This window comes from Paenibacillus dendritiformis (assembly GCF_945605565.1).
Taxonomy (GTDB): Bacteria; Bacillota; Bacilli; order Paenibacillales; family Paenibacillaceae; genus Paenibacillus_B; species Paenibacillus_B dendritiformis_A.
The window spans coordinates 1,312,890-1,334,311 of the sequence record NZ_OX216966.1 but is presented as its reverse complement, the minus strand read 5'-3'; the positions used below and the strand labels follow the sequence as shown (position 1 = coordinate 1,334,311).

The following is a 21,422-nucleotide window of genomic DNA, read 5'->3' as shown; positions in this document are numbered from 1 at the left end:
TCATGCCGAACGGACAAGCGCTTCCGCTTGTCCGTTCTTCCCGGGCGTCTGGCCGCAGATGCCCGCCGCTGCATGCAGGGGCTGTCCCAAAAGGTCATCGTTAGATGACTGAAGGACACCCCTTCTTCAATTTGTAAAACAAAAAAAACCTTTCCTTGGTAAAATGGAGGTACCACCCAACCACATACCAAAAGGAGAGGTTTCTTTGTACATTCAATATACCATGGACCAACTGTATCTGCCAATGGACTTGGAGGACGACATTCCCCAAAATCACCTTGTTCGAGTCGTCAACGAGGCGGTCAATCGTTTGGACGACCAGATCTTTAAAGCCGCCTATCCTGGCGGAGGACGCGACAGTTACCATCCTAAAATGCTTACCAAAGTTATTATTTACGCCTACACACAGCGGATCTACTCCTCTCGCCAAATTGCCAAAGCGGTCCGAGAGAATGTCATGTTTATGTGGATAGCTGGTAGACAGCGTCCAGATTTCCGTACCATTAATCGCTTTCGCTCCGAGAGAATGAAAAATGTGCTGGAGGTCGTTTTCACAAGCGTCCTTCAATTTCTTGCTGAGGAAAGGTATGTAAAGCTCGAGCATTACTTTGTCGACGGTACCAAAATTGAGGCGAATGCCAATCGGTACACGTTCGTCTGGGGCAAGGCCGTTGTAAAACAGAAAGCGAAGTTGCAAGAAAAAGTACAGACATTGTTTGCAACGATCGAAGCGGCGGAGAAGCAGGAAGATCAGGAGCAGGCTGGGCAAGACCTTGCCGAGCTCGGCGAAGCATCCGCGCTGACCAGCGAAAAGCTGGAGGCGGCCGTTCAGCAATTGGAGGCAAAACTGCAAACCCAACCGAAGGACAAGTCTCTTAAAAAAGCGGTGCGCGCACTCCGAAAAGACCTCCTCCCGCGTTTGCAAAAATATGAGACCCATCAAGAGCGCCTCGGCGACCGGAACAGCTACAGCAAGACAGATCCCGACGCCACCTTCATGCGGATGAAAGAAGATCACATGCGTAATGGCCAACTCAAGCCCGGCTACAATGTGCAGATTGGAACGGAAAACCAGTTCATTATCGGCTACAGCTTGCATCAACGCCCGACCGACACGCGCTGCCTTAAGCCGCATTTGGAGAAGGTTAAAGCAGCTCTTGGCAAGCTGCCGAAAACAGTCATCGCAGATGCAGGGTACGGCGGAGAAGAAAACTATGCTTACTTGGAAAGCGAACAACTAGAAGCATTGGTGAAATACAGCACATACCACAAGGAAAAGTCGAAGAAGTGGCAGCAAGATATCAGTAAGCTGGACAACTGGCAGTACGACGAAGCCGAAGATAGGTGGACGTGTGCAGCGGGTCGCCAACTGCTGTTTCGTTACGAAAGCAAGGAAATGACTGAAAGCGGATATGAGGTACGGAAGCGACACTACCGAAGCGAAAGCTGCGAAGGATGTCCACTCAAAGCAACTTGTACGAAAGCAAAAGGGAACCGGGAAATCAGCGTGAGTTTGAAATACCTACGTTACAAGCAGCAAGCACGGGAGAAACTCAGGAGTGAGGAAGGATACGCGCTGTCGGTTCGGAGAATGATTGAACCGGAGAGTGTATTTGGACAAATGAAAAACAATCGGGGATTCAGACGTTTTCTGCTTCGAGGCCTGCCCAAAGTGAGCCTCGAGGTCGGGTGGCTTTCGCTCGCCCACAATTTGCTTAAGAAGGCGGCAATCGACCAAAAGTCAGAAATGGCGATGCAGGGATAACCACCTAGCATCGCCATTTCTTTGTTTTTTGCACAGGTTTCCATCAAGCGAACTGCCCCTTCAAGTGAGCATACCTACTTTTGGGACAGCCTCTCTTTTCGTCATAGCGTTATGAACTTTTCCCTTTAGGACGGAAGCCGCCCAATATACAGCAGACTCTCGGCAGGAAGATGATCCGCGCTGCCGTTCAGTATCGCCTGCACGTCCTGCAGCATGTCGTGCAGGCCGACTTCCGCGCCAGGCCGGCCCGTATAAGCCTCGGCGACATGGAACGGCTGAGTGAGATAGGCTTCCAGACGCTCGCCTCGATCATAAGTATGCCGCTCCGAGCCCGGAATGCCGTTCAGGCCCTTCACCTGGACGAGGGAACGCAGTTCCCGGTAGCGCCGCAGCAGCTTCTGGGCCCGCTGCTGGACGGCAAGATGGTTCGGGTCGAGATGCACCCCCTCCAGAATGGAGGAGGTCGAGTAGAGCGGATTCACCGCCGGGAACTTCAGTCTGGCCGCGAGGTCAGCATCGAAATGCCACAGCGTCTCTAACGGCCCGTACGGGAGATCCTCGTCGACGGCGAGCCCCTTCAGGTCGACCAGAAATGTCGTGACCCCGGTAATCCCCGCTTGCAGCAGCCGTTCCTGCAAGTCATAGATGCCGCCTGTCAGCACATGCTCCCGGTCCGCGGCGAACACGATCTCCCGCTCCGGGCCGGCATCGGCCATTAGCCGATACGTCTCCTCAATCGAATAGCTTACCTGATCGACGCCGTCCAGCAAATCGCTCAGCTCCGGATACTCTCCCTCCGGCTTGAGCAGGATCGTACCGTACCCTTCCTTCCCCAGGTTGTGGAACAGCTCGCCCAGCAGAACGAGCTGCCCCATCCCCGGACGGGCCACCAAACCGACCGTTCCGCCCTTGGCCAGCGGGGCGAACAAATCGAGCGGCTTAATGCGCGTCTCGATCATGTCCACCGCCTCCCCGCGCAAAATCAATTCATCCAGACTGCATTTCGCCAGCTCGGCGAGCGCCGCGATCGTGCGCACCTCCGCCCGTCCGACCGGAATTTTCCCTGTACATAGATTGGAGACCGTAGCCGGCCGCAATCCAACCGTCCGGGCCGCGCTCGTCAGATTCGGAACCCGCTGTCTCAGCAATGATACGTTCAGCTTCAGATTATCCAACATCTACACCCTTCTTATCGTTAATGTGCGGCCATATCCCGTTCATGAAGCGCTCGGCCGCTTGAATGAATACATTCGGATCCGGCTCGAAAATATTATGATCGCTTTCCTCGAATACGACGATCCCGGCTTGCGGAAGCATCTCCCGGTATTGCCCGGCCGCCTCCGCCGACAAGGCGGCGCCTTGCGTTCCGCCACGGATGATCAAAGCGGGACAATGCAGCGACGGCAATCGCTCCCACAGCATAACCGGGTCGGACTCCTGCTGCAGGGCATGCAGCGCCTCGGTGCTCATTCGCTCGGACAGCGGCTTGCCCCGCCAAGGCGGAAGCGAGGAGAAAAACTCGACCCAGCCCGGCTTCAATCGCGTATGGACCGCCGGGTAATCTCCGATAATGAGCCCCTGGATTCTATCCGGATGCTGTACCGCATACCCAAGAGCATAGGCCACCCCTCTGGAGAAGCCCATGAGCACGAACTGCCGCACCTCCAGTTCTTCGATGGCCGCCTCGATATCGCTGACATGATCCTTCAGCGTATACCCGCTTGCCGGGGCATCGCTGCGGCCGCGTCCCCGTAGGGTAATGACCACGCAATGTCTTGGATATAGCTTCTCCACGACCTCCCTATAATCCTCCGCCGCCTCCGCTAATCCGGGAATGACGACAAGCGGCCAGCCGTCCTTCGACCCGCGGTTCGCTTCCATGACATGAATGTTCACGCCCCGGTTGTTCACATAACGTTCTTCCACGTTCATTGTAACATCCTCCCTGTGCCGGCTCTCCCGGTGATATAGGCTTACCGCAGTGCGTTGTACGGCAGCAGCGCATGGACGCCTTTGACTGAATTCACGATCTGCGTAATCCGGAGATCGACGGTCAATGAGGCGTAAGCATACGCTTCTGTACGCGAAATCCGATAGAGCGATGACATCCAGTCGATCATATCATGCAGGGCCATCCACATCGCTTCCTCCAGATCTTCATGAAATCCCATCGTCAGCCACCCTGTGGCGGTCTTGGCCCGCGGCGTCGCCAGCGGCAGGTCATCCCTTACCGTGAACGTGCAGCTCACTCTCTCCATCGGGCACTCCAGCGCAGGGCCGCCCACTTCGCCGTCGCCCTGGACCGCATGACCGTCTCCGATGGAGAACAGCCCCCCTTCCACCGGGATCGGCAAATACAGCGTGCTGCCGGCCTGCAGCTCCTTGCAGTCGATATTCCCCCCGGAAGCCCGGGGCACGAAGGTCGTATGCTGGCCCGGCTCCGGCGGCGGCATGCCCATAATGCCCATGAATGGCTTTAGTCCGACAGCGTAGTCAAAATTGCCGAACTGGCTTCGCCCCACCATCCGGTCGGCGTCCAAAGCAAAATCAAGGTAAACCTCGGGCTCTTCGGTCATTCCCAGCTTCTCATTCCAGTAGCTCGGAAATCCTCCCGCCGATGTCCATCCCCATGAACCGGGTACAATCTCATGCAGTTTGATCTCCAGCGTCTGCCCCGGCCGGGCTCCCCGGATAAATACCGGACCGACCAGCGCGTGTCCAAAGTGCGGACATTGGCGGCTCGGCTTCCGTTCCGTGAACTTCTTTCTCGGCTCCCCCGGCGCAGAGCGCTTTTCCAAGCCCCATCCGGCGTCCAACGTGCGAAAAATAACCGTATCCCCGGAATCGATCGTTAACGCCGGCTCCAAATCTTTGCTAAAAAAGCCGTGAAGCGTGTCTGCATCCGGGTTCAATTCATGAATCTTCGGCATAGCATCCTCCTCAGCCCGTCGTGCAAGACGGCGAAGGGATGCTGCCGTCTCGTTACTTTATAAAGTAATTGTAATTACTTTTGAAGTCAATCATTATTTTCTCCTTAACGTAAAAACAATTACCCTATAAAAAAACAACCACCGCTAGAGATAACTCCAACGATGGTTGTTCTATATAGCCGCACCAGGCGGAACGCAATCAAGCCGGTTTCCCGTGCCCGTGCCCGTACCCAAACGATACCTCATCAGATCTCGCAAATCCCGCAAATGCCCCAGTGTAGAGACGCCTTGCACATCTTCGTACATTGTCTCGCTCAAGGTCACGTCCATAGTCCCAAGCTTCCGGAAGTTGCCGAACCGCCCCAAGCACATCAAGGGGGCTGTCCCATAAGCAGGTTTTCGCTGCCATGAGACACCCCCCCTGATTCTCAACGCTCGACTTGCCGAAAAGCTGCAAGAATGCAGTTTTCCCTTATAACGTTTGCTTCGTTACAGGAATTCCTGCAAAACCGCATCAATTTCAGCATATGAAACCGATAGAAAGCAAAAATCGGCGGAAAGAATGTACTTTTGCAGGAATTGAATAAAATATCGGCTCAAAGGGCGTAAATTCCTGTATTAACGCAGGATTTCACTGCAACATCCAGCTTCCGCCGCTATCTTCCCGCCTCTACATTCTCTGCTGTCCCTTCCTAATCTCTGCTTCACGTCATATTTCACTGCTGTCCCGTCTTGCCCGTCTCCTTGTGCACACCTATCTATGGCCAACCTCTCTTCACTCGCAAGGTCGTGCTCGCCACGGCGCTGGCCGAGACGAGGTTGACGGTGAAAGATTCGGTTATTGCTGCTTCAGCGCCTGCATCCCTAACGCCAGCGCTCCGGTAATTCCCGCACGGTCCTCCAGACCTGGCGGCACGATATAGCCGCTGTCCGTGTCCAATACGGCCGGATGCTGCACATAGCCGTTCAGCAGCCGCTTCACTTCCTCGCGAATACGCGGGAACAGATGAAGCTGCTTCGATACCCCGCCGCCCAGAATGATTTTCTCCGGGGACATGGTCAAAATATAATTCATCAACGCCTGAGCCAGATAATACGTCTGGAACTCCCAAGCCTTGTGATCTTCGCCCAGTTCATACGCCTTGACGCCCCAGCGCGCTTCAATCGCCGGTCCGGCCGCCAAGCCCTCCAGACAATCCTGATGGTACGGGCACTTGCCCGCATACGTATCCTCCGGATGGCGCTTCACGAAAATATGGCCCATCTCCGGATGAGTCAGCCCGTGAACGAGCTTGCCTTCCACGACCGCCCCTGCCCCGATGCCGGTGCCGACGGTAATATAGAGGCAACTGCTCAGCCCTTTGGCCGCCCCGTAGGTCGCCTCGCCCAGCGCGGCTCCGTTCACGTCCGTATCGAATCCGATCGGCACGTTAATATGGCGCTTCAAATGGCCCACGACGTCATACCCGCTCCAATGCGGCTTCGGTGTCTTCGCAATATGGCCATAGGTGGCGCTCGCCGGGTTCAGATCCACCGGTCCGAACGAGCCGAAGCCGATGGCGTCGACTCCCTTATCCTTAAAAAACTGCACCGTACGGTCCATCGTCTCTTCCGGCGTTGTCGTAGGGAATGTCTCCGTCTCTCCTACCTGTCCGTCCGGCGTGCCGACGGCGACGACAAATTTGGTGCCTCCGCCTTCAATCGCTCCTATACGTGTCATCACTTTCTCCCTCACCTTCTCCATGCCTGGTACGGCTGCGCCCTGTCTGTCTATCGGTGCCGCGCAGCCCGCAGCGGCCGCCTTCCAAGCGGTAACGCTTCCATCGGTCTCATTATACCATTCGTCTCGACACGTTCCAACACGAATCGAGCCGCATCTAAGATTATGACACATTTGTCGAATTTTTTACCCTTCCCCGCGGGAGAATCGGAACAAGTTTTCGTGAACGTCGGTCCGGTAATGCGTTAAAATATCAAATTAAATAGAAGCGCTGGGCGCACAGGGAGGCGTTATCATTGAGCACACAGACATCACAGCGAGGCATGTTCGGCGAATTCGGCGGCAGCTACGTTCCGCCCCAGCTTCAAGGCGTATTGGATCGGTTGGCGGAAGCCTTCTACCGCTATAAGGACGACCCGGAATTCATCGATGAATTCAAAACGTATCTGCGCGAATACGTCGGGCGGGAGAGTCCGTTGACGTATGCGAAGCATCTGAGCGAGAAGCTCGGCGGCGCCAAGATCTATCTGAAAAGGGAAGATCTCAATCATACCGGATCGCATAAAATCAATAATGTGATGGGGCAGATTCTGCTCGCGAAGCGCATGGGCGCGCATCGCGTCATCGCCGAGACCGGCGCGGGCCAGCATGGTGTCGCCACGGCCACCGTCTGCGCCATGTTCGACATGGAGTGCATTATCTATATGGGCGCCGAGGATATTCGCCGCCAGGCGCTGAACGTGTTCCGCATGGAGCTGCTCGGCGCGAAGGTCGTCTCGGTCACGAAGGGGCAGGGCCGCTTGAAAGATGCCGTCGACGAGGCGCTGAACGATCTCGTTGAAAATTATGAGTCCACGTTCTACCTGCTCGGCTCGGCGGTAGGCCCGCATCCGTTCCCGTCGATGGTCAAGCATTTCCAAGCGATCATCAGCGAAGAGTCGAAGCGCCAGATTATGGACAAGGAAGGCCGCTTGCCGGACGCGGTGCTGGCCTGTGTCGGGGGCGGCAGCAACGCAATCGGAGCATTCGCCCATTATGTGGACGAACCGTCCGTCCGCCTGATCGGCGTGGAGCCCGATCAAGCCGCCACCTTGAACCACGGCGTCCCGGGCGTCCTTCACGGCTTCCGCTGTCTCGTGCTGCTCGACGAGGAAGGCAACCCGGCGCCGACGTACTCCATCGCTGCCGGCCTCGACTACCCGGGCATCGGACCGGAGCACAGCCACTTGAAGGTGAGCGGGCGGGCCGAATATGTGACCGTCACGAACGAGGAAGTGCTGGAAGCGTTCCAGGTGCTGTCGAAGACGGAGGGCATTATCCCGGCGCTGGAGAGCGCACATGCCGTTGCCCACGCCTTGAAGCTGGCGCCGCAGCTAGGCCGCGATCAGATAATCATCGTCAATCTGTCGGGACGCGGAGACAAGGACGTGCAGCAGGTGTTCGAGATGCTTCAGTCCGGCAATTGATTGATAGGTCAGGGGCTGTTTGATAAGTAGTTTTTTAGCTGCAGCCAGACAGCCCCGCCCCTTCTTCTCACCGATCAGCTTGCTTAAAAAACTGTAAAAGTACAGTTTTCCTCTATATCGAGTGTTCCGTTACAGGAGTTCCTGCAAAACTGCATCAATTTTGGACTATTCAATCGATCAACGACCAAAATTGTTGAAAATAATGTACTTTTGCAGGAATTTCTTCGAAATGCACCCTAAACAGAGAAAATTGCTGTATCCACGCAGGATTTTACAGCCTCTTCCCACTTCCGCCGCTGGTTCCATCGCTGTGTCCGACAATATGTGCGTCGCTATGTCCACGATATGTCCGTCGCTGTGCCCGGGCTGTGTCCCACTGATATGTCCGCCAATATATGCGTCGCTGTGTCCACGATATGTCCACCGCGGTGTTCGCCACTGTACCCGGCGCTATGTCCGACGCCGTGTCTGCCGCTGTGTCTGCCGCTGTGTTCGTTGCTGTTTCCGCCGCCGCCTTGCCTGCCTCCGTTTTCCCGCCTCCACATCTCGGTTGCCCCCTCACCCCAATCATTTTTCAATCCCTCTGAAGCACCCTCCTCTTCATTCTTTCATGGTAGACTTGATGAAATAAGGACACCCCCCCTGAATAGAAGGAGGCGCAATTGTGATTCATACCGAATGGAGACCGTCCCAAGAGCAAGCCGCCGGCTATGTCCGCCGCCAGTTGGGCGACGAGGCGGCCATCGTCGGAGACTGGTCATGTTCCCGCCTCGGCTGGCAAGCCTCGAACGAGGTGACAGGCGGGCTGTACCGCGTCGCCGGAACCGCCGCATTGGCCGGGCGGACGCTGCCGTGGTCTTTTGTCGTCAAGCTGGTCATCCCTGCGGCGGCCGATGATCCCGGGCATTATAATTACTGGAGGCGCGAAGCTCTGGCCTATCAATCCGGCCTGCTGGAAGAGCTGCCTGGCATTCGAGCCCCGCGCTGCTATGGCGTGGAGGAACAGCCTGATGGTTCGTTCCGTCTCTGGCTGGAGGAAGCCGCCGGCCTGGATACGCAGGAGTGGACGGCGACCCATTACCTGAACGCCGCCTACCGGCTCGGGTTATTCAATGGGGCCTATCTGCAGGATTGGCCCCTCCCGGACGAGCCATGGCTGTGCCGGGGCTGGCTCTCCTCCTGGGTCGCCGCTTCCGAGCCTTATGACGATGGGAGCGCCTGGCCGCCGGATACATGGGAGCATCCCCGGCTGCGGGCAGAGTTCCCGCTCTCCGCAGCGAAGCGCTTCGCCGCATTCTCTAGGCGGCGTGCCGAACTGCTCGCCGGCTTGCGGCGGATTCCGCAGGTATTCACCCATAACGACGCCTGGCCGCCGAACCTTATCTGGGGCGGGGACGGAACGTTAACCGCCATCGACTGGGCCTTCGCGGGCATTGCCGGCGTCGGCGAGGAGCTGGGACGCATGTATGGGCTCTGCCTGCATCAGAGTCTGCCGGAGGGGCTTGATGACGGCGCCTTCCCCGGCATGCTGCTCGATGCCTACGGCGAGGGGTTGAACAAGAGCGGCTGGCGCGGACCGGCGCAGGCGGTCCGGTTCGGCTTCGCCGCCTCGGCCGGCCTGCGCTGCGGCATGCTCGTGCCGAAGCTGGTGCAGGCAGCGCGGCAGCCGGCTCCGGATGCGGAAGCCGCCGAGCGATTCGCGCAGCGCTGCCGGATCGCGCGATGCGTGCTCGAACGGGCGGAGGAAGCAATCGCGCTCTTGCCGGAGGCGGGGTGTTAACCTAACCGCCGAAGCGCATCAAAGGGCCTCCCCTGTCATGCCTTCATGACTTGGGACGGCCCCTTGCATCTATTCTTGAATCATGGCCTCCGCGATCGGCAGCAGTTCTTTTTTGCCCAACGGACTGCTCTTATTGACGGAGACCCGGTATTCAATGCCTTTTTCTTTGTCTTGCCATTTCAACGTTTTCATCCCAAAAGCGGCGGAATAGGTATAGCCGTTAGGCAAAATCGGCTGCTTCACTTCCGCTTTGGAAAAGACATAGTCTTCCGGCAACCCGTCGGGTTTGATGAGCAAGGGAGTGGTCAGTTGGGATGCCTGCTTACTATAGTCGTCATACTTGTCAAAGTGATGTGTTCCTGCGGATTCAACATCATGTCATTGACATAAAGGGCAAAAAAATCACCCGGATTTTTGCTGCTTTTATTAATCTGTCCGTCTCTGCTTCAATCCGCTTCTGCCTGTTCGCGTCGGAAGAAGCGGCCGGCTTGGCCGCCGCTTTGTTCGTGGATTGCGAAACCGCTTCGGCAACCGCGTTCATCGCACCGAACAGCAACAGCATGCAGAAGGCCGCGATTGCCGCCTCTTTGAAGCTATTTTTCATCGTATCCCTTATCCTTCTACCTCTCTTCCACAGGGCAGCTTCCGACACACCAAGTTTTCTTCCGGTCGGCGAGGTCATCATCTGCCTTGATGCGCCTCCTGCGCCTTGCTGCGGGCCGACTCCAGCACGGCCTGCGCCTTCTGCTCCAGTTCGGCCAGCGCCTCATCCACCGGCTTCTCGTTATCGATCACGGATTGCAGCGCTTCATTCGCCAGCAATGAATACGCCTCATAGAAGCTGTCCGGAACCCGCTTCATCACGCGTTCGTTATGTTGAGGCGCCGGCTTCAGCATATAGAACACCTCCGTATCGGCGCGATCGCCGCCGGAGACATAATCGGTTATCGCCGGCAGGTCGCTTCCGGCCGTACGCGATCTGGCCTTGGCCACCTCCGGTCCGTTGATGAAGCGGATAAGGTTCCAAGCCGCCTGCTTGCGGGGAGAATCCGCGGCGATAGCCAGTATCTGGGGCACGGAGACCGAAGTCGATTCATCGGGCCGCGCCGGATTGATCGGAACTGTGACCATGCCCCAGTCGAAGGTCTTCGCTTTGCTGCGGAGCTGGGAAGCAAAGTAATGATCACTGAACAACATCGCCGCTTCGCCGTTCAGGAACTTATTTATGGCGAGGAAATAACCGTAACCTTCCGGGCCCTCCCCCGCTTCCTTCGGGGAACGGACCGAAATCGCCTTGCTCCGGATCGCATCGGCCGCGATCTGGAAGGCCTGCTTCCATCCTTCCGATTGCAGCACGACGTTCTCGCCTTTCGCATCGAATAATTGCAGATCCAGGGTCAACGCAACCTGGGACAGCACATCGTGAGCTTCATTGCCAATCAGGCCATAGACGGGGGCGTCCTCTGTCCCGGTATTCGCGAACCGAGCCGCCAGCGCGAATGTGTCAGGCCACTGCATCTTGTTGGAAGGGGGATCGATGCTGTTCTCTTTGAACAAATCCGCATTGTAATACAGGACCCGCGGCCGGATGAATGGAGCCAGCCCATAGAGCGAACCGTCCCCCTTTTCCCGCAGCATGTCGATCACGCCCGGCATATATCCGTTCAGATCGAATTGGTCCTGCATGATTGCCGGATCCAGATTATACAGCTTGCCCGCCCGGGCCAGTACTTCATATTCATCCTGATCCAGCAGCAGCACATCCGGCTTATGCAATTCGATAAGCCTCTTCAGTTCCTTCTCGTAATCCTCTTGCCGCGCCTCTTCTAACCATTCTCGCGCCTGCAGCACGTCCACCTGGATGCCCGGGAACTTGGCGGCGAACATTTGCCCATATTTGGTATGGAACGGCTCCACATCCGGGTACCATATTTTCAGACTGCCGGGGGCGTCCTCCTCCAGCTCGTCCTGTACGGGCTTGCCTGCCATGCAACCATTCAACAGGATCGCAATACTAAGCAGCAGCCCCGTTATCTTCCATTTACCTGATAACCTCATCTCTTCTTCCTTCCCCCTTAGCTGGCGGTCTTGCCTCTTTACCGGCGGAGGCCCGCCTGCCGCAAGCTTCCCTATGTATGGTGACAGGCGAACGCAAGCCCGCCCGTCCCCATTCGTTCCGCGTCGATTCCCGGTCCCTACTGGCCGCTGCGGGCCGCCTGAAGCGCCGCTTGCGCCTGCTGCTGCAGATTCGCCAACGCCTCGTCCACCGAACTCGTCTGATCGATCACGGCTTGCAGCGCTTCGTTCAGCAGGGGCGCATAAGCGTCGTCAAAAGACTTGGGAATCTTCTTGTCTGTGCGTTCATATTTCCGATCCATCGGCTTCAGCACGTATAACGGTTCCGCGCTTTTCCCGTTGAGGTCCTTGACGTAGCCGATGCGAGTCGGCAGCTGATACAATATGCCTTGCGCATCCGCGCTTGCTCTCTCCGGCCCGGCGACATACTTGATGAATTCCCAAGCCGCCCGCTTGTTCGCGGACTCCGCCGATATGGCGAACGTCTCTCGATAAGACGCAAATGGCGATTCTCCGGGATTCGCGGGGTCTACGGGGACCGGCGCTATGCCCCATTCGAACTTCTTCGCCTTCTTGCTGTACGATGGATCGTTAATGTTGTAGGCCAAGCCTGAACCCGCGATGACCATGGCGGCCTGCCCGTTCATGAAGAGATCATCGGACGGGAGATAGCTCGGGGCCTCGCCCGCCCCAAGCACCTTCACCGTACGGCTGCGGACCGCATCCGCAGTCATGCGGAACGCCTGCTTCCATCCCTCAGATTCCAGCAGCACGCTCTCCCCTTGCGCGTCGAACCTCTGCAGCTTTAGCGTCCGGGCGATGCTGTCCAGCAGTTCCGCCGCATCGCCATCGCCAGCGTACAATCCATACACGGGTTCGTCGGCCGTGCCGGCGCCCTTGAAGCGAGCGGCCAGATCGAACAGCTCTTGCCAGGAGAGGCCGCTGCGGGGCAGCTCGATGCCGTGCTCGGCGAACAGGTCGGCATTATAAAAGATGACGCTGGTGAGGAAATTCGGCGTCAGCCCATAAAGCGAGCCTCCCCCCTTCTCCCGCAGCGAGTCAATCAAGCCGGGCATGTACCCGTCCACATCGAACTGCTCCTGCTTGATGATCGGCTCCAGGTTGAACAGCTTGCCCGCCTGTGCATACTCTTCATACTCGTCCCCGCCAAGCAGCAGCACGTCTGGCTTATGGAGATCCACCCATTTCGCCAGCTCGCTCCGGTAATCGAAATCCTCGCCGCTTCTCCTTTTGTCCATAAGCTCCTTCGTGCTCACAATATCGAACTCGATATTGGGGAACTTGACGTTGAACGCATTTCCGTATTCCCGGTAAAAATCATCTTCGTTATAATAAAGAATCTTTATCGTTCCCTTGCCCTCCTCGCCAAGCTCTTCCAAGACGGGCTTCGACCCGAAGCAGCCGCTGAGCAAGACGACGACCCCAAGCAGAAGCAAGCCTTTTTGGGCAATGGCGGATAGTCGCATCATCGTTTTCATTCTCCTTTACTGGGCCACGCGGAAACGTTACTTGGCTTTCGCTCCGGCCGGCTGCTGGACAGCGCTTTCCGCAAGCTCGATCAGTTCTTCTTTCGTCAATGGATTTTCCGGATTCGTCGAAATGTTAAATTGATATTGGTTGTCTGTCCAGCTCAGTATATTTTTAACGGATTGAGGGGATTTTTTCTTCGTCTCTTCATCCCATTCGTCGGCCGCCGTAAAGTGGTAATCTTTCTGCTTGCCGCGCTTCTTCGCGATCTCTGCGCTCATCAGGCTAAATTGGAGCTTCACGACATCTTTTCCGTTCTTGAATTCGAGATCGACCTGGCCCGCTTCCGTCCATTTGATGAGCTTCAAGTAAGCGGCTTTGTCTTTGGCCTCCGCTTTCACTTCTTTCCGATACTTGTCGCCATAGGCCAGAATCGGCGGCTCGATGTTGGCTTTGGTGAACTTATACCCTTCCGGCAAGCCGTCCGGACGCTTCAATACGGGAGTCTTCAGCTTGGATGCTACTTTCATGTAATCTTCATAGCTTTTGAAATTGTACATATTCAGATAGTTGGAAAAGTGATCGCCGCCATTAAGCGACTTATCGCTTACATACAATATGTAATAGTCACCCGGATTTTTTTTCATTTTGGCATACTTCGCTTTTTCCGACTCCACCGCCTTTTTCTTCTCCGCGGCGGAAGGTGCCTTCGCTGCGGCCAGTACCGTCACTTCCTTGGCCGTGTTGGCCGGCGCCGCCTCCGCGGCGATGTGCATCGAATTGAACAGCAGCAGGCAGCTCGTCGCGGCAATCGCCGCTTTGGTCATGTTTTTCATGTTCTATTTCCCCTCTCCAGCGTTTCGTTTTTGATCGATCTTCGGTTCAAGGCCAGGCCGCAATGCATTGCTTTGGGATCCCTTAGGCGCAAGCCTCTATGTTATAAACACAGCTAGGCGAGAATAGGTTCACTTTTTTGAAGATAGTTCAAAAAAATAGACCAACCAGAAATCTCTGGTCGGTCCGGCGCTGCGGCAAGCTCTCCGCAATCGCTGCCGCAGCGCGGAAGGAAGAACGTCCCTTTATTGAAGCTTCACTGTTAACTCCCGTTCCGGATGTCTGACCAAATACATAAAGATATACATCTCCGCTTCCGTTTCTTCAAAGCCGGGATAGACGTCCACCCGCTTGTTGAGGCTATCGTTAAGTCCGGCGCCTGGTATCCAATCGAACAGGATATGTCCGGGGATGCGCCGATCTTCCTGGCGAATGAACGTCTGATTGATTCCGCCGAATCGTTCGTCCGAGCTTTCGCTTTCTACATACAGATCACCGTTCTGCTTGTAGTAGGTCCACCTCACCGGATATTCTCCGACGTCCATCGTCAACGTCTGCTTTTCGCCCGAAATATGTGAAAGAAGGATCGGTTGTTTGTAATCCCATTTTTCCTCTACTTCATATTGCAGCAGCAACTCCATCGGCAAATCCGCTGTCAGGCGGAGATCAGGCGGAGCGTCGAACACATACGTCTGCACATAATGAGATCCCTCGCCCGTATTGTCCGTTAACCATTCTTCCCCTTCCAGCTTCCGGCCGCCAACGGACAAGTAGACGCCCTTATAAGGCAACCGCGAGTATGAATTGCCATGCTCAATCTCGACCCGAATGCCTGTCGGACGAATGAACAGCTTGCGGACGACGGCCTCTCCCTCCGTCGTTCGCACCGGCACGTCCAGGGTGCGGATCGCCGATGCATGCAAAGCCTTCTCCTTGTTCAGCCGCAGCCCTCCGAGATTCCATTCGCCGTCTATCTTCTTGCCCGGCGTCATGTAGGCGAGCTCGAACGTGATATTTTGCTGATGAATGTCGTCCAACTGATAAATCTCTTGCTCCGCCCACTTGCCGTTATCGAGCCCGACCCGTGTACCGGATCGCTCCATGAGCTTCCCGTCCTTTTTCACCAGAATCGCGGGAAGATTCGTATTCGCGATCCGCTCATCCCAATACGTATAGAGGGATTTGAGCACCATTTTCCCTTCCGCTTCCCGCGAAATCTGAATGCTTGCGGATTCAATGCCGCCATCCTGAACCGGGAACGTCTGCACGCCAGTCTCGGCCAGATCGAGAGCCAGCGGCAACCGCTTGGTGTTATACTCCTGCAGTCCCCGCACGCTAAGCTGCAGTTCCGTCTCCTTGCCGTCGAAGGTCCATGGCGTTTCCAAAAAACCGTTATATCGTTTATTTTCCTTATCCCAAATATGTGAGTAGTACCCCTTTTTCCAGTTCATTCGCATCGATTGAACATCATTCACCTTCACTACGGGTTCCCCGTCAGCCGTGCGCAATTCCACCTCGGAGAATCTCCATTCCAGCGGCTCCTCGTCCCCCGGATCGAAGCTGTATAACAGCGTGGTCCCGTTGTCATCGGACATGGCCGAATCGACCGTAAATGTGACGCCGTTGTTCGTAACCGACTTGTCAATCGTCTGCCCGAATCCGTGGTTCAGCGCCGACTTCACGCCCGGCCGGAACGTAAAATCCCAATGTCCCGACATGGAAGCCAGCACCGGCGTCGCGATCAGCACCAGCGCGACCGCCGACAAGACCGCCAAGCGGCGTCCGCGCAGGAACATCGTCCGGCCTTGCCGTCTTGCAGATTCAGCCTCCGACTCTTGTCTGGCCAGATCAATCCTTGTCCACATCGCATCGAAATCGGGATAGTCGTGGCCCCCCTCATCGCCGAGCCGCCGGGCAAGGTCCGTCTCCACGCGTGTCTCCTTGCTCATTATTCGCACCTTCCTTCCTGTCTCTAACCTGGTTATGTATGCTGTTATCTCCCGGCCTTCCTATCCCTTCCGGCTCCAGCTGGCCCGACTCCTCCAGCATGGCCTTCATCAGCTTCAGGCCCCGATTCAGGCGCGACTTCACCGTACCAACCGGGATATCCAATATGTCGGCAATATCCTTAAGCGCCAGATCATTCGTGAAGCGAAGGGTCACGACCACCCTGATTTTATCCGGCAATCGCGCCATGCGGCGCTTCCATTCATCCTCCGTCTCCTGCTGCTCCACCACGGCGTGCACCGACGGTTCCACCTGCTCCCGCTGGAACAAGAGCAGCACCTTCTCTTTCATTCGTCTCGTCTTGCTCCGCCGCAGATGGTTCAAGCAGTGGTTGACGGCGATGCGCATAAGCCATGTTTTGAGGTGCTCCACCTGCCGCCATCCCGAGGTTAACGCCTTTACGAACACCTCTTGGCATATATCCTCCGCATCTGACGCATCGCGCAGCATATAGTAGCAGGTCCTGTACACTTCCGTGTTGTACCGCTCGAAAAACTCCCTGTCCGTCAACAGGCCCTCCACCTTTCCCATGCTCTACTCTACTAAGGTAACAACTTAGCGGGAGAAAAGGTTCATTATTATCAAATTTTTTCGCAACAAAGCCGCCGCAACGTAGAAATCCCCCCGTCTCCGTCTGAAAAATCGGGGCCGCTAATGAAATGCGGACCATTTGCCGATATACATAAGGGAGTATGTCTGAGGAGGATATTGAAATTGCCACAATTCGTTCGGCGGCTCAATCGCTGGCTGCTGTTCCTGATATTACTGGCGCTGTGCGCCTTTCCGATACAATTCCTGTTCGCCTCCAAATTCAAAGAGGGCGGGCTGTCCTTCTCGTTCGGCATGCCTACGGACGATATCGTCCTCATGCTGCACAGCAATACCGCCTACGTCGGCCGCTACCTCGTTCCGATCGATGAGCGGGAGAACAAGGCATCGCCATACCAGCAATCTGGCGAGACCCTGGTTCCCGCCCGCTTCCTCGCTTCGAAGCTGGAGGCCGAACTGGCCTATGATGAAGCCAAAGGCACGATCACCTTCACCAAAGACGAAGCGCGGGTCACCTACCGGCTGAACAAGCCGGAAGTCAAGATTGCGGGAGCCACGTCCCCGGTCAAGACGACCCCGCACGTCAAGGACGGGTTGACGTACGTGCCGCTTCGCCCGGTCAGCGAGGCGCTCGGGCGCAATATTTACGCCCGGGACGGCGTGATCGCGCTCAGGAATCGCGATGATGCGCCAGATGAGGCAGAGTGGAATGACTGGCGGAAGGAATTGTCCCAATACATCGACTATGATACGTTCGGGCCCTATGGCGTCCAGCTTGGCGGGCGCTTCGAGCGCGTCTTCCGCCGCTGGGAAGACGCCGTCGCTTACGCCCGGCAGGCGCCCGGACGCCGGGTAACCTATCGCGGGCAGCATGTCATGTGGGACCCGGAGAAGCCGGCGCCGAAGTCGTTCCGCTACAACGGGGCGCCGCTCATTCTGCAGTTGCCGGAGCTGCCGCGCGGCTGCGAAGTGACTGCCCTGGCTATGCTGCTGAAGACGGCGGATGTCGACGTCGACAAGATGGAGCTCGCCCGGGAGATCCGCCGGGACCCGACGCCGTATAAGAAAACTGGCGGCAAGGTACACTTCGGCAATCCGCATAAGGGATTCGTCGGTGACATGTACACCTTCGCCAACCCGGGACTCGGCGTCTACCATGAGCCGATTGCCGAGCTGGCCGAACGCTACCTGCCGGGCCGCATTGCCGACTTGACCGGCACGTCGGTCGAGCACCTGCTGTGGATCGTCGGGCAGGGCACCCCGGTCTGGGTCATTCACACGACGATGTATGATGAGGTGCCGGATAAATATTGGGTCACATGGGAGACCCCGGACGGCCCGGTGCGCGTCACCTACTTCGAGCATTCCTTCATCGTCACGGGCTATGACGAGAAATATGTCTATATCAATGATCCGCTCGGCCGGCGCGATCGCATCGGACGTTCCGCCTTCCAGAGAGGCTGGGAGCAGATGGGGAGCCAGGCCATCACCTATTTGCCGCCGGAAGAGTCCGTGGAATGATGCGGATCAACGACCAAGCCCGAAGCCTTCCTGACTGATGCCAGGAGAGCTTCGGGCTTCTTTTTGAGCGGATAATATAATGTCAACAGAACCGGATGCGTACCGAACTTGAATCCGCGTTCCGCATCCTTCCCTTCTTGTGCCTATACATTTTCTTCGTCTTGATGGTTCGATACCCGGCTATTGAAATACCATAACGCATAGAGCACGGCGCCAACCAAAATGAACAATCCGACCATCCAAGGAATCAGTTCACCCATTCCATCCACCTCCCCTGTCAAATCTATGCCTGCCCCCAACTGCCAACGGGCTGCACATAGTCCTGCGGTATGAAGCAGCGAATCTGGTTGTCTGTGTCTACATGATATACCCACGTTGTCATTGTTTGAACCTCAATCCAGCGGCGAGGCCTCCTCTCCATCATGCCATAAAAGGGAATAAATTCAAATCATTCCGCCAAAATGGATATCTTTCTGCCCGAATCCCGCCCGAATCCCTTCGCCATCTGCTTGTTAGATATTATCGAACAGTTCATTTCATCACGATCCCAACGCCTCATAACTGTTCGATTCTCCAAGTGCCCTTTTCATCACTATCCCATTCGCTCATAAGCTCACCTCATGACTTGCGGCCCTTTACGTTACTATCCCAATGCCTCATAACCGAGCGTATCCCCGACTTCCCTTTACAACGCTATCCCGTTCGCTCATATCCACCCCCGGTATTAAGGCAGTTTCGTTTACTTTGGCCTACTCCATTTATATGTTCATTTCATTTCTTCAATATCTCGTATATGCTTGTAAATTCAGTTCTTTTTCTTAGCAATTGAGAGACGGGAATGAGCCAATGGGATAATGGACAAAAGGACACGCCCCCATACATTACGGACCTTGCCCCTGAAAAACTCCCCTAGACTAAGCCGAACTTCCGCTCATCTCCTCTACCTCCCCTCCCTGCGATACAACACGCGCCACACGCGGAAAATAAAAAACGCTCCGGCCAACCGGAGCATCTTTCATCAGTTTATGTATTGTTAACCTTCCGCATTCGGTTCAAAATGCACTTCCATCATCATCAACGATTGTCCGGGGTTCAATATTTTGCGGGTAACGCCCGGCTCGGCGGTCTCCCATTGGCCAATCGGACACATGCGTACCGCCTCCTGATTCCGTATTCCGTTATTTCGGCTTTTCCCCATTATACGGGCCTCCCGCCTTGGTTGGCTATATGTCCCCGGATCGATAGCCCTCCCGGCAATCATCCGCCAACCAAAAAACGGAGCCCGCAGCAACGCGGAACTCCGTTCGCAATCTACGATCAGGATACTTCCTCAACTGGCGTATCGAGCACTTCCGCCTGCAGCCGGTGAAGCTCTGCCTTCAATTCGCTCACCACCGCCTCATAGCCGGGCTCACCGTATACGTTGCGCATTTCGCAAGGATCCTGCTCAAGATCGAACAGTTCCCACTCCGGAGGCCGATTCTCGTCGACCGAACCCGGCGTGCCCAAAGCCTGCGCATAATAGTAAATCAGCTTATACCGGTGCGTTCGAATGCCGTAATGCGAATAGACGCTGTGATGCTCGTCCAGGTGCATCCAATACCGGTAATACATTGAGGTCCGCCAATCGGCAGGCGTCTCCCCTTCCCATATCGGCCGGAGGGAATATCCCTGCATGCCCGCAGGCGCCTCGATCTGCGCATAGTCCAGGAAGGTCTGCGCGAAATCAACGTTCAGCGCCATCGCCTCGGTCACGCTGCCCGGAGCAATCGCACGCGGGTAACGGACAATGAACGGCATGCGCAGCGACTCCTCGTACATGAACCGCTTGTCGAACCAGCCGTGATCGCCGAGGAAGAAGCCTTGATCGGAGGTGTAGATGACGATGGTATCCTCCGCAATTCCTTCCTCGTCCAAATAATCGAGCAGCCGTCCCACATTGTCGTCAATCGACGCCACGCAGCGCAGATAGTCCTTAATGTAGCGCTGATACTTCCACCGCTTCACTTCCTCCTCCGTCAGCCCTTCCGGCGGATCTCCCTTCGTATCGGTCGTGACCATATCGCGCCCAATTCGCATTTTCGCTTCGACAGCAGCTTGCGAGCGATTGGCGTAATCGTCATCGAACGTTTCCGGGTACGGGATCTCCACGTCCTCGTACATGCGGCTGTGGCGTTCATCCGGCTGCCAAGGCCGATGCGGCGCCTTATGATGGCACATCAGCATGAACGGCTTGTCTGGGTCCCGCTTCCGCAGCCAATCCAACGACAGGTCTGCGATGACATCGGTTACATAACCTTCGATGCGGCGGCTGCCATTCGCCTCCAGGAACTCGGAATTAAAATATTCGCCCTGCCCGTCGAGGACGCTCCAATGATCGAAGCCGGTCGGATTGGCATGGCCTCCATGTCCGAGATGCCATTTGCCGACAATCGCCGTCTGGTATCCGTGCTGCTGAAGCAGCTTCGGGAACGTCTGCTGTCTTCCGTCGAAATGATCGTCGATCGATTTCACTCCATTGAGATGGTTGTAGGTCCCTGTCAAGATAGAGGCCCGGCTCGGTGAACAAATCGAATTGGTGCAAAAGCAGTTGTCGAAGCGGATCCCTTCATTCGCAATCCGGTCGATATGAGGCGTCTCGTTGATGCGGCTGCCGTAACAGCTCATCGCGTGGGAAGCATGGTCATCTGACATCACAAATAATATGTTCGGTCTTCGGTATGATGCGGTCGTCATCGTTGTCCACTCCTTCGGTCAGAGCCGGCTCCTGCCCAGACCATCCATATATTATAATGTTGATGCAGCGAAGAGCCTGTCCTTCTTATAAACTATAATAAATGTTAACGGTAACCCTTCGTGCGCATGACAGGGAGAACCCTGCCGTATTACAGCACAGGTCCCCATCATGCAATCACGAATCCTTCGGCTTGTCTTCCTTCACTCGCTTCAAATACTCATCGTACCGGCTGTCGATTTCCTTCGCCATGCTTCGATACTTCTTCGTCTCCTCGACAATCGGGTCGAGGGCCGTCTGGATCCGGATCTCGGTGCGGGGCGGAAGACGTCTCCGCACCGCTTCCTCCTGCTCCTCCGTCTCCATGTCTCCTTCAGTCAGATATTCGCTTAGCCGGGCTTCCAGCCGCCGGCGCTCCTCTGATTCGGGCATGAGCGATCCCCCTCCTTCATACCGTAGTATACCCAATCCATGGGCTTGTTCGAGAAAACACACTCCTCATGATGATCAACCGGTCAACCCGCACCCGGGCATGCGGCTCGAAGGACCCAC

General features: G+C 56.1%; 17 protein-coding genes and 1 pseudogene. 4 read left to right on the top strand and 14 right to left on the bottom strand.

Features of this window, described 5'->3' with window-relative positions; all coding sequences use genetic code 11:
• Positions 1 to 205: 205 nt before the first annotated feature.
• Entirely contained in the window at positions 206 to 1,765 is a 1,560-nt protein-coding gene (locus tag NNL35_RS05860; protein WP_006679945.1) for an IS1182 family transposase, read from the top strand.
• A 125-nt stretch (positions 1,766 to 1,890) separates the two neighbouring features.
• On the opposite strand, the gene NNL35_RS05855 is transcribed toward NNL35_RS05860, so the two are convergent.
• The 4 genes from NNL35_RS05855 to NNL35_RS05840 all read right to left on the bottom strand — a co-directional run bounded on the left by NNL35_RS05855 (position 1,891) and on the right by NNL35_RS05840 (position 6,415).
• Complete coding sequence (locus tag NNL35_RS05855) at positions 1,891 to 2,940, bottom strand: ATP synthase beta subunit C-terminal domain-containing protein (protein WP_040734439.1); 1,050 nt, start codon at positions 2,938 to 2,940, stop codon at positions 1,891 to 1,893.
• Positions 2,933 to 3,697 carry an alpha/beta fold hydrolase gene (locus tag NNL35_RS05850; RefSeq protein WP_006679851.1) on the bottom strand — a complete coding sequence of 255 codons (765 nt, stop codon included), beginning with the start codon at positions 3,695 to 3,697 and terminating at the stop codon, positions 2,933 to 2,935. Before NNL35_RS05850 ends, NNL35_RS05855 begins: the two co-directional genes overlap by 8 nt.
• 41 nt (positions 3,698 to 3,738) lie before the next feature.
• A complete protein-coding gene (locus NNL35_RS05845; RefSeq protein ID WP_254553021.1) occupies positions 3,739 to 4,695 on the bottom strand; it encodes an acetamidase/formamidase family protein in 957 nt (318 codons plus the stop codon).
• Between the two features lie 838 nt (positions 4,696 to 5,533).
• Complete coding sequence (locus NNL35_RS05840; protein ID WP_006679852.1) at positions 5,534 to 6,415, bottom strand: ROK family protein; 882 nt, start codon at positions 6,413 to 6,415, stop codon at positions 5,534 to 5,536.
• 323 nt (positions 6,416 to 6,738) lie between these two features.
• Between NNL35_RS05840 and trpB the strand changes: the two genes are divergently transcribed.
• Positions 6,739 to 7,881, top strand: coding sequence for a tryptophan synthase subunit beta (trpB, locus tag NNL35_RS05835; protein ID WP_040734446.1), 1,143 nt, complete (start codon positions 6,739 to 6,741; stop codon positions 7,879 to 7,881).
• A gap of 664 nt (positions 7,882 to 8,545) precedes the next feature.
• Complete coding sequence (locus NNL35_RS05830; RefSeq protein ID WP_006679855.1) at positions 8,546 to 9,661, top strand: phosphotransferase; 1,116 nt, start codon at positions 8,546 to 8,548, stop codon at positions 9,659 to 9,661.
• Between the two features lie 69 nt (positions 9,662 to 9,730).
• Here NNL35_RS05830 and NNL35_RS05825 read toward each other — a convergent pair whose 3' ends face one another.
• The 7 genes from NNL35_RS05825 to NNL35_RS05795 form a co-directional block, all read right to left on the bottom strand.
• Positions 9,731 to 9,958: a hypothetical protein gene (locus tag NNL35_RS05825; protein WP_006679856.1), complete on the bottom strand. Its 228-nt coding sequence runs from the start codon at positions 9,956 to 9,958 to the stop codon at positions 9,731 to 9,733.
• Between the two features lie 76 nt (positions 9,959 to 10,034).
• Complete coding sequence (locus NNL35_RS05820) at positions 10,035 to 10,346, bottom strand: hypothetical protein (protein ID WP_006679857.1); 312 nt, start codon at positions 10,344 to 10,346, stop codon at positions 10,035 to 10,037.
• Complete coding sequence (locus NNL35_RS05815) at positions 10,343 to 11,719, bottom strand: ABC transporter substrate-binding protein (protein ID WP_006679858.1); 1,377 nt, start codon at positions 11,717 to 11,719, stop codon at positions 10,343 to 10,345. The genes NNL35_RS05820 and NNL35_RS05815 overlap by 4 nt, the downstream gene beginning before the upstream one ends.
• Positions 11,720 to 11,856: 137 nt before the next feature.
• On the bottom strand, positions 11,857 to 13,227 hold the full coding sequence (locus NNL35_RS05810; RefSeq protein ID WP_006679859.1) for an ABC transporter substrate-binding protein: 1,371 nt from the start codon (positions 13,225 to 13,227) through the stop codon (positions 11,857 to 11,859).
• 36 nt (positions 13,228 to 13,263) lie between these two features.
• Positions 13,264 to 14,061, bottom strand: a complete 798-nt coding sequence (locus tag NNL35_RS05805; protein ID WP_006679860.1) for a hypothetical protein — start codon at positions 14,059 to 14,061, stop codon at positions 13,264 to 13,266.
• A gap of 243 nt (positions 14,062 to 14,304) precedes the next feature.
• On the bottom strand, positions 14,305 to 16,008 hold the full coding sequence (locus NNL35_RS05800) for a DUF4179 domain-containing protein (protein WP_006679861.1): 1,704 nt from the start codon (positions 16,006 to 16,008) through the stop codon (positions 14,305 to 14,307).
• Positions 15,956 to 16,597, bottom strand: a complete 642-nt coding sequence (locus NNL35_RS05795) for an RNA polymerase sigma factor (RefSeq protein WP_006679862.1) — start codon at positions 16,595 to 16,597, stop codon at positions 15,956 to 15,958. Before NNL35_RS05795 ends, NNL35_RS05800 begins: the two co-directional genes overlap by 53 nt.
• Before the next feature lie 183 nt (positions 16,598 to 16,780).
• Here NNL35_RS05795 and NNL35_RS05790 point away from each other — a divergent pair, with 183 nt between their 5' ends.
• On the top strand, positions 16,781 to 18,136 hold the full coding sequence (locus NNL35_RS05790; RefSeq protein ID WP_006679863.1) for a C39 family peptidase: 1,356 nt from the start codon (positions 16,781 to 16,783) through the stop codon (positions 18,134 to 18,136).
• Positions 18,137 to 19,172: 1,036 nt separating this feature from the next.
• On the opposite strand, the pseudogene NNL35_RS05785 reads toward NNL35_RS05790, so the two are convergent.
• The 3 genes and pseudogenes from NNL35_RS05785 to NNL35_RS05775 form a co-directional block, all read right to left on the bottom strand.
• Positions 19,173 to 19,286: pseudogene (locus tag NNL35_RS05785) on the bottom strand (cupin domain-containing protein); the annotation flags it as partial.
• 167 nt (positions 19,287 to 19,453) lie between these two features.
• The gene (locus tag NNL35_RS05780; protein ID WP_006679865.1) at positions 19,454 to 20,872 is read right to left on the bottom strand and encodes a sulfatase family protein; all 1,419 of its coding nucleotides are present in this window, start codon (positions 20,870 to 20,872) and stop codon (positions 19,454 to 19,456) included.
• Positions 20,873 to 21,047: 175 nt separating this feature from the next.
• Positions 21,048 to 21,302 carry a hypothetical protein gene (locus NNL35_RS05775; RefSeq protein WP_006679866.1) on the bottom strand — a complete coding sequence of 85 codons (255 nt, stop codon included), beginning with the start codon at positions 21,300 to 21,302 and terminating at the stop codon, positions 21,048 to 21,050.
• Between the last annotated feature and the right edge of the window lie 120 nt (positions 21,303 to 21,422).

Excerpts from the sequence above, each read along its gene's own strand:
- NNL35_RS05800 (WP_006679861.1), bottom strand. The coding sequence starts at position 16,008 with ATGAGCAAGGAGACACGCGTGGAGACGGACCTTGCCCGGCGGCTCGGC.
- NNL35_RS05805 (WP_006679860.1), bottom strand. The coding sequence starts at position 14,061 with ATGAAAAACATGACCAAAGCGGCGATTGCCGCGACGAGCTGCCTGCTG.
- NNL35_RS05810 (WP_006679859.1), bottom strand. The coding sequence starts at position 13,227 with ATGATGCGACTATCCGCCATTGCCCAAAAAGGCTTGCTTCTGCTTGGG.
- NNL35_RS05840 (WP_006679852.1), bottom strand. The coding sequence starts at position 6,415 with ATGACACGTATAGGAGCGATTGAAGGCGGAGGCACCAAATTTGTCGTC.
- NNL35_RS05795 (WP_006679862.1), bottom strand. The coding sequence starts at position 16,597 with ATGGGAAAGGTGGAGGGCCTGTTGACGGACAGGGAGTTTTTCGAGCGG.
- NNL35_RS05815 (WP_006679858.1), bottom strand. The coding sequence starts at position 11,719 with ATGAGGTTATCAGGTAAATGGAAGATAACGGGGCTGCTGCTTAGTATT.
- NNL35_RS05780 (WP_006679865.1), bottom strand. The coding sequence starts at position 20,872 with ATGACGACCGCATCATACCGAAGACCGAACATATTATTTGTGATGTCA.
- NNL35_RS05845 (WP_254553021.1), bottom strand. The coding sequence starts at position 4,695 with ATGCCGAAGATTCATGAATTGAACCCGGATGCAGACACGCTTCACGGC.
- NNL35_RS05850 (WP_006679851.1), bottom strand. The coding sequence starts at position 3,697 with ATGAACGTGGAAGAACGTTATGTGAACAACCGGGGCGTGAACATTCAT.
- NNL35_RS05820 (WP_006679857.1), bottom strand. The coding sequence starts at position 10,346 with ATGATGACCTCGCCGACCGGAAGAAAACTTGGTGTGTCGGAAGCTGCC.
- NNL35_RS05775 (WP_006679866.1), bottom strand. The coding sequence starts at position 21,302 with ATGCCCGAATCAGAGGAGCGCCGGCGGCTGGAAGCCCGGCTAAGCGAA.
- trpB (WP_040734446.1), top strand. The coding sequence starts at position 6,739 with ATGTTCGGCGAATTCGGCGGCAGCTACGTTCCGCCCCAGCTTCAAGGC.